9 protein-coding genes and 1 pseudogene are annotated in these 6,728 nt (G+C 68.7%); 7 read left to right on the forward strand and 3 right to left on the reverse strand.

What is annotated here, in order from left to right; translation table 11 throughout:
* From K2Z83_RS27440 to K2Z83_RS27455, 4 genes are all read left to right on the forward strand, one after another.
* The coding region (locus K2Z83_RS27440) for a TRAP transporter fused permease subunit (protein ID WP_220598357.1) at positions 1–2,109 on the forward strand (2,109 nt) is incomplete at its 5' end.
* 97 nt (positions 2,110–2,206) lie between these two features.
* A complete protein-coding gene (locus tag K2Z83_RS27445) occupies positions 2,207–2,518 on the forward strand; it encodes an XdhC family protein (RefSeq protein WP_220598358.1) in 312 nt (103 codons plus the stop codon).
* Positions 2,519–3,304: an XdhC family protein gene (locus K2Z83_RS27450; RefSeq protein WP_255604558.1), complete on the forward strand. Its 786-nt coding sequence runs from the start codon at positions 2,519–2,521 to the stop codon at positions 3,302–3,304.
* Positions 3,305–3,322: 18 nt separating this feature from the next.
* A complete protein-coding gene (locus tag K2Z83_RS27455) occupies positions 3,323–3,574 on the forward strand; it encodes a hypothetical protein (protein ID WP_220598359.1) in 252 nt (83 codons plus the stop codon).
* Positions 3,575–3,663: 89 nt separating this feature from the next.
* Here the strand turns inward: K2Z83_RS27455 and K2Z83_RS27460 are convergent, their stop codons facing one another.
* Both K2Z83_RS27460 and K2Z83_RS27465 read right to left on the reverse strand, forming a co-directional pair.
* Positions 3,664–3,990 carry a hypothetical protein gene (locus K2Z83_RS27460; protein ID WP_220598360.1) on the reverse strand — a complete coding sequence of 109 codons (327 nt, stop codon included), beginning with the start codon at positions 3,988–3,990 and terminating at the stop codon, positions 3,664–3,666.
* Between the two features lie 13 nt (positions 3,991–4,003).
* Positions 4,004–4,276 (reverse strand): hypothetical protein, encoded by a 273-nt coding sequence (locus K2Z83_RS27465; protein ID WP_220598361.1) that lies wholly within the window; start codon positions 4,274–4,276, stop codon positions 4,004–4,006.
* Between the two features lie 175 nt (positions 4,277–4,451).
* Here K2Z83_RS27465 and K2Z83_RS27470 point away from each other — a divergent pair, with 175 nt between their 5' ends.
* Positions 4,452–4,766 (forward strand): hypothetical protein, encoded by a 315-nt coding sequence (locus K2Z83_RS27470; RefSeq protein ID WP_220598362.1) that lies wholly within the window; start codon positions 4,452–4,454, stop codon positions 4,764–4,766.
* 73 nt (positions 4,767–4,839) lie between these two features.
* Here the strand turns inward: K2Z83_RS27470 and moaC are convergent, their stop codons facing one another.
* Positions 4,840–5,319, reverse strand: coding sequence for a cyclic pyranopterin monophosphate synthase MoaC (moaC, locus tag K2Z83_RS27475; RefSeq protein WP_220598363.1), 480 nt, complete (start codon positions 5,317–5,319; stop codon positions 4,840–4,842).
* Between the two features lie 186 nt (positions 5,320–5,505).
* Here moaC and K2Z83_RS27480 point away from each other — a divergent pair, with 186 nt between their 5' ends.
* Together K2Z83_RS27480 and K2Z83_RS27485 are read left to right on the forward strand one after the other, a co-directional pair.
* Positions 5,506–6,429 carry an ADP-ribosylglycohydrolase family protein gene (locus K2Z83_RS27480; RefSeq protein WP_220598364.1) on the forward strand — a complete coding sequence of 308 codons (924 nt, stop codon included), beginning with the start codon at positions 5,506–5,508 and terminating at the stop codon, positions 6,427–6,429.
* A 6-nt stretch (positions 6,430–6,435) separates the two neighbouring features.
* Positions 6,436–6,728, forward strand: a pseudogene (locus tag K2Z83_RS27485) (pyrroloquinoline quinone biosynthesis protein PqqB); the annotation flags it as partial.

The raw sequence follows: 6,728 nt of genomic DNA on the forward strand, positions 1-6,728 counted from the left end.
CCCGACGAGATCGACCAGGAGAAGCTCCGCGAGTACCTGGAGCAGGAGGAGCCGCCGACGCGCACGCTCAGCCGCTTCTGGGGGCTCGCTGTGGCGGCGGCCTCCGTGGGCATGGCCGGGTTCTACATCTACACCGCCGGGACGCTCCCGGCGCCGGTCCAGTGGCAGCGCGGCATCTATGTGCTGCTGACCTACCTGCTGATCCTGACGCTCTACCCGATGCTTGGGCGCAAGAGCCGGCTGCGGCCGGCCGCGCGCGGCATCACCGGGCGTATGCCGCCGGCCCTGCGCGCGATCATCGCCCCCGAGAGCGGCCCCAGCCTGCTCGACTTCGTGCTCATGGCGACCAGCGTGGTGGTGGTGGGCTACTACATCCTGAACTTCAAGGCCCTCCAGTTCCGCGCCGGCGCCTACACGCCCACCGACTTCTGGATCGGCGTGGTCGGCCTGATCGTCTCGCTAGAGGTGGCCCGCCGCGTGCTCGGCTGGCCGATGACGATCATCGGGGCCTTCTTCATCCTCTACCTGCGCTTCGGCAACATCCTCTACGACATCCCGCTGATCGAAACCTTCGCCCATCGCGGCCAGCCCTGGCAGCGCGTGGCCACCATCCTGTTCTTCGACCAGGAGGGGGTCTTCGGGGTCATGGCGAACGTGCTGGTCAGCTACGTGATCCTGTTCATCTTCTTCGGCGCCTTTCTGAGCAAGTCGGGCGCGAGCCGCTTCTTCATTGACCTGCCCCTGGCCCTGGCCGGGCGCAGCGTCGGCGGGCCGGCCAAGGTGGCGGTGATCTCCTCGGCCCTGTTTGGCTCGATCTCGGGCAGCGCGATCGCCAACACCGTCAGCACCGGCACCTTCACCATCCCACTGATGAAGCGGGCCGGCTTCCGGCCCCACGTGGCCGGGGCGATCGAGCCCTCGGCATCGATCGGCGGCGCGTTTATGCCCCCGGTCATGGGCGCCGGGGCCTTCCTCATGGCCGAGCTGACCAACATCCCCTACGCCACCATCGTGCTGATCTCGATCGTGCCGGCCATCCTCTACTTCACCTCGGTGCTGACCATGGTCCACTTCGAGGCCAAGAAGTTTGGCCTTGAGGGGATCGAGACCGAGCACAGCGCGATGGAGATCATCAGGAGCGAGTGGTACCTCTCGCTGCCGCTGCTGGTGGTGGTGGGCATGCTGATCGCCGGGTTCTCGCCGGGCTACTCCGCCTTCTGGTCGATCGTCTCCTGCATCCCGCTGATGTACATCATGCCCGACAACGCGGCCGACCTGCGCAACCCGGCGGCGCTGGGCGGCAGCGCGCTGGCCGCCTTCGGCCGCAGCACCGTGCGCGTGCTGCGCAGCATGGTCGAGGCGCTCCAGCAGGGCGTGCGCGACACCCTGGTGATCGGGGCCACCGTCGGCGTGATCGGCATGATCGTCGGCACGATCTACGCCACCGGCATCGGCCAGCGCTTCGCCAAGATCATCGTCGACCTCAGCGGCGGCAACGTCCTGGCCGCCATCCTGCTGATCGGCCTGGCCTCGCTGCTGCTCGGCATGGGCGTGCCCGTCACCGCCGCCTACCTGATCACCGCCGTGATCACGGTGCCCGCCCTGACCGACCTGGGCGTGGCGGTGATCGCCGCGCACATGATCGTCTACTGGTTCAGCCAGGACAGCAACATCACCCCGCCCGTCTGCGTGGCCGCCTACGCCGGCGCGGCGATCGCCGGGGCCGACCCCTGGAAGACGGGGTGGACCGCCTTTAAGTTCGCAAAGTTGCTCTATGTGATGCCCATCCTCTTCGCCTTCAGCCCGGCCATCCTGCTGGTCGGCGAGACCGGCAGGCCCCTAGTGGATGTCGTCTGGTCGGAGGTGGCCCTGGCCTACTTCTCGGGATTCCTGGGCACGGTGGCCTTCTCGGCGGTGTCGATGTTCTACCTGGTGCGTAAGACGACCTGGTGGGAGTGGCTGCTGGCCGCCTTCGGCACCGTGCTCTGCTTCTGGCCAAACCTGCCCACCGACCTGGCCGGGATCGCGATCGTGGCCGGGGTCTGGTTCTGGCAGCGCTACGATGTCAAGCGCCGGGGCGACACGTCCCTGCCGGCCCAGCCGGCCTAGCCGGCGGAGCGGCGGGGTGTAAGGGCGCAGCAGCCTTCGGCTGCTGCGCCCTTACAGATCATAGACATCGGGGTATAATGGGGCGAGGAGGTGCGCGATGCACGAGATGATCGACGAGATCGACGCATGGCTGGCCCGAGGCGAGCGGGTGGCCGTGGCCACGGTGGTGAAGACGATGGGCTCCTCGCCGCGCCTGGTCGGAGCCAAGATGATCGTCTCCTCAGGCGGCAGCATGGCCGGCTCGGTGAGCGGCGGCTGCATCGAGGGGGTCGTCTTCGGCGCATGCCAGAAGGCCCTGCAGACGGGCGAGGCCCGCCTGCTGCACTTCGGCGTCGCCGACGAGGAGGCATGGGAGGTCGGGCTGGCCTGCGGCGGCGAGATCGATGTGTTTGTGGAGCCGCTACGATAATTGCAGATTGCAGATTGCAGATTGCAGATTACAATCTGCAATCTGCAATCTACAATCTACAATCTACATATGCCAGAGCAATACAACATCATCCGCGAGGCGGTCCGGGCCGGCCGGCCGGTCGCCACGGCCACGATCATCGGCGGCGGCCACATCGGCGCGAAGCTGCTGATCTTCGCCGACGGCGGCGTGCGGGGCGGGATGGGCGACGAGTCGCTTGAGCGGCGCGTCGTCGCCGACGCCCTGCCCATGCTGGCCCAGGCGGTCACCCGCGCGGTCGAGTACGCCGACCTGGGGGTCTCGGTGTTCATCGAGAGCTTCGCCCCGCCGCCGACCCTGTTCATGGTCGGCGGGGTGCATATCTCGATCGCCCTCGGCGCGATGGCCAAGGTGCTCGGCTTCCACACGGTGGTGGTGGACGCGCGCTCGGCCTTCGCGACCGACGAGCGCTTCCCCCACGCCGACGAGCTCGTTATCGCCTGGCCCGACGAGGCGCTGGAGGGCAGGCTCGACGCCCGCAGCTGCGTGGCGGTGCTGACCCACGACCCCAAGCTCGACGACCCGGCGCTGCGGGTGGCCCTGGCCTCGCCGGCGAAGTATATCGGCGCCCTGGGCAGCCAGAAGACCCACGCCGCGCGGCTGGGCCGCCTGCGCGCCGAGGGCTTCGGCGAGGAGCAGCTCGCCCGCATCCACGGCCCGATCGGCCTGCCCATCGGCGCGAGAACGCCCGGGGAGATCGCCCTGAGCATCCTGGCCGAGGTGGTCAAGTCCCAGCGCGGCAAGTAGACAGGAGCAGGAGCACCGATGAACCAGCAGCTCGCCGAGTGGATCTACGAGGGGGCCGTGGCCCTCACCCAGGGCGACAAGGCGCGCGCCCTCGACCTGCTCATGCGCGTCGTCACCGAGGATGAGGAGATCCCCGAGGCCTGGCTCTGGCTGAGCGGGGCCGTGGACGACCCCGACGACCAGCGCACCGCCCTGGAGAATGTGATCGCCCTCGACCCGGAGAACCCCCACGCCCGCCAAGGCCTCGCCATTCTCGACGGCAGCGCGTAGGGATCTCATAGACAGGTAGAATGCCGCCAGCGAAGCTGGCGGCATTCTACCTGTCTATGAGATCAAGATCCGGCTGCGGGGGTGATCGCCTATACGCCAACCTTGCGCCCGCGCGGCTTCGCGCCCTTCGCGCTCGCGTCTTTCGCGCGCCCTTCGCGCCCTTCGTGCTCCAAATGCTGCTCGCGATCCAGCGGCCGCTCGCGGTCCAGGCCCACCCACACGTTGTTCCGGCGTACAGTGACGACCCCGCGCACCTCGACGCCCGCCACCTGCGTGACCTCCTCCTCGTTCACCAGCACCAGCGTCGGTGTCGAGCTCGGCCAGCGGCTGCGGTAGGCTCCGATCGCGTCCTCGATCTTCATCGCGACCGTCAGCTTGGGGTTGTCGTCGTACCACATCAGAAACGGCGCGCTCATAGTGTGTCCTTAGCTATCGCTCTAGGTGCCAGGTTCCGGCCCGTAGATCCTGAAACAGCGTGCGGCCCGTGCCGTCTGCGCAGCGTACCATAAAGTAGCGCCTCGGCAAGAGACCGCCCTCGTCGCGCACCGACTCCACCCGGTAGACCCGATACAGGTCGCCCCGGTATCGGAAGCGCCAGGGCGCATAGCCGTAGCGTTGGCCGCAGACATCGATCGGCTCGGCCCGCCCGCCCAGCGACCGGCCGGCCGGCGTCAGGCGCCGGAGTGGTGTTGCGGTTAGCATGCTCCGCTTCCAGGTCAACATCATCGCAGCCTCTTCTTGTCTATTGGGTGGTTCCGCAGTGGGTATCTGCACACATTCTAGCAGAACGTATGTTCAATGTCAAGACTACACAAGCTTGTCCGAGTGTGCTATCCTGAGCACAGCGCGATGGGACAGGCATGGCAGGGAGGGGGCCATGGAGCGCACCGATACACAGGCCGACGACAGCCGCGAGCAGCTACGCCAGCAGTACCGCGAGCAGATCAGCCAGTACAAGAGCGCCAACGCCGAGCTTGCCGATGTCGCATGGACGCTCTCCGAGCTTGAGCAACAGATCAGCGCCCTGGAGGCCGAGCTGGCCGAGCATGAGGACAAGCACCTCGCCCGACGCATCCGCGACCTGCGGCGCTGGCGCAGCTCGCTTGAGGACTCGGTCCTGCGGCAGATGTACCGCGCCGAGGAGATCGCCGGCGAGGTGGCCCAGCTGCGCACCGCCCTCAACCAGGAGTAGGGGCGCCCCTTGTGGGCGCCCACAAGGGGCGACCACAAGGGGTGCCCACAAGGGGCGACCACAAGGGGCGCCCCTACTCCAACACCACATCCCCGCTGCGCCCGCCGCGCTTCTCCGCCAGGCGGATGTCGCCGATGCGCATGCCCCGATCCACCGCCTTACACATATCGTAGATCGTGAGCGCCGCCACGCTCACCGCCGTCAGCGCCTCCATCTCCACCCCGGTCTGCCCGCGCGTGCGCACGGTCGCCTCGATATCCAGCCCCGCGCCCGCCGCGTCGGGCGCGATCTGCACGCTGGCGTGGGTCAGCAGCAGGGTGTGGCAGAGCGGGATCAGCTCCGGGGTGCGCTTGGCCGCCATGATCCCGGCCACCCGCGCCACCGCCAGCACATCGCCCTTCGGCGCAGCGCCCTCCACGATCATGCGCAGCGTCTCCGGGCGCATGGCCACATGCCCGCGCGCCACCGCCTCGCGCCGCGTCTCGTCCTTCGCCCCCACATCCACCATGTGCGCCCGCCCCTGCGCGTCCAGGTGGGTTAGCCCCTCGCCCATATCGCCTCCTCGTAATGAATACACCCACATTGTGATGTAGGGCCGAAGCAATCGCCCATGATCCATGTCCTCCAAGGCGATCCCTCCCGGGCGATTGCTTCGGCCCTACGCGATGCCGCCAATGATACAATACCCGCCAGTCCTAACATTCACCATTCACCATTCACCATTGCAACCGGAGGTTCCATGCGCCCCAACGACCGCCACCGCGGTGCCCTGCTCGGCCTGGCCGCCGGCGACGCCCTCGGCACCACCCTGGAGTTCACCGGCCCGCTCAACCCCTTCACGCCGCAGGTTACGTCCATCGTCGGCGGCGGCCCCTTCGGCCTGCCCGCCGGCGGCTGGACCGACGACACCAGCATGGCCCTCTGCCTCGGCCAGAGCTTGGTCGCAGTCGGCGGGTTCGACGCCAAGGATCAGATCGACCGCTATGTGCGCTGGTGGCAGCGCGGCGAGAACTCGGTTACTGGCAGCTGCTTCGATATCGGCAACGCCACCAGCGCCGCCCTCCAGCGCTACACGCGCACGGGAGACCCCTTCGCCGGCGACCCCAGCCCCAGCGCCGCCGGCAACGGCAGCCTCATGCGCCTCGCCCCGGTAGCCATGGCCGCCGCCAGCGAGGATGAGGCCGTCGCCTGGGCCGGCCTCCAGTCGCGCGTGACCCACGCCGCGCCTGAGGCCGTCGACGCCTGCCGGTTCTACGCCCGCCTGATCTGGCGCGCCCTCGTTGGTGCGGACCGGGCCGCCCTGCTCGACCCATCCCTGGCCGACGGGCTGGATCTGGCGCCGGCGGTGGACGCCGTGGCCCACGGCTCCTACCAGCGGGCCATGCCCCCGGCGATCAAAGGCACCGGCTATGTCGTCCAGGCCATGGAGGCCGCGCTCTGGGCCTTCCACCAGTCCAGCAGCTTCGAGGCCGGGGCCATCCTCGCCGTCAACCTCGGCCAGGACGCCGACACCACCGGGGCGATCTACGGCCAGCTCGCCGGGGCGCACTATGGCGAGCAGGGCATCCCCGATACATGGCGCGACACCGTGCTCTGGCGCGAGCAGATCGTCGCCCTGGCCGATGATCTGGCCGAGCTGGGCGCGCGGCGGGCGGGGTCGTAAGGGCACATGATGATATCAGAGCGCCCCATCGAGGCCACCCTGCTCGGCAGCGCCCAGGACGGCGGCGTCCCACAGGCTGGCTGCCGCTGCCCGCGCTGCGCCGACGCCCGGCGCGACCCATCGCTGCGGCGCATGGTCACATGCCTGGCCCTGGTCGACCACGTCGCCGGGGCCAGCTGGATGATCGACGCCACGCCCGACTTCCCGCGCCAGCTGGATATGCTGGCCGAGCTGGCACCCGACGCGCCGCTGGCCGGGATCATCCTGACCCACGCCCACATCGGCCACTACTGCCCCGA

It is taken from the genome of Oscillochloris sp. ZM17-4, from assembly GCF_019599295.1.
Taxonomy (GTDB): Bacteria; Chloroflexota; Chloroflexia; order Chloroflexales; family Chloroflexaceae; genus Oscillochloris.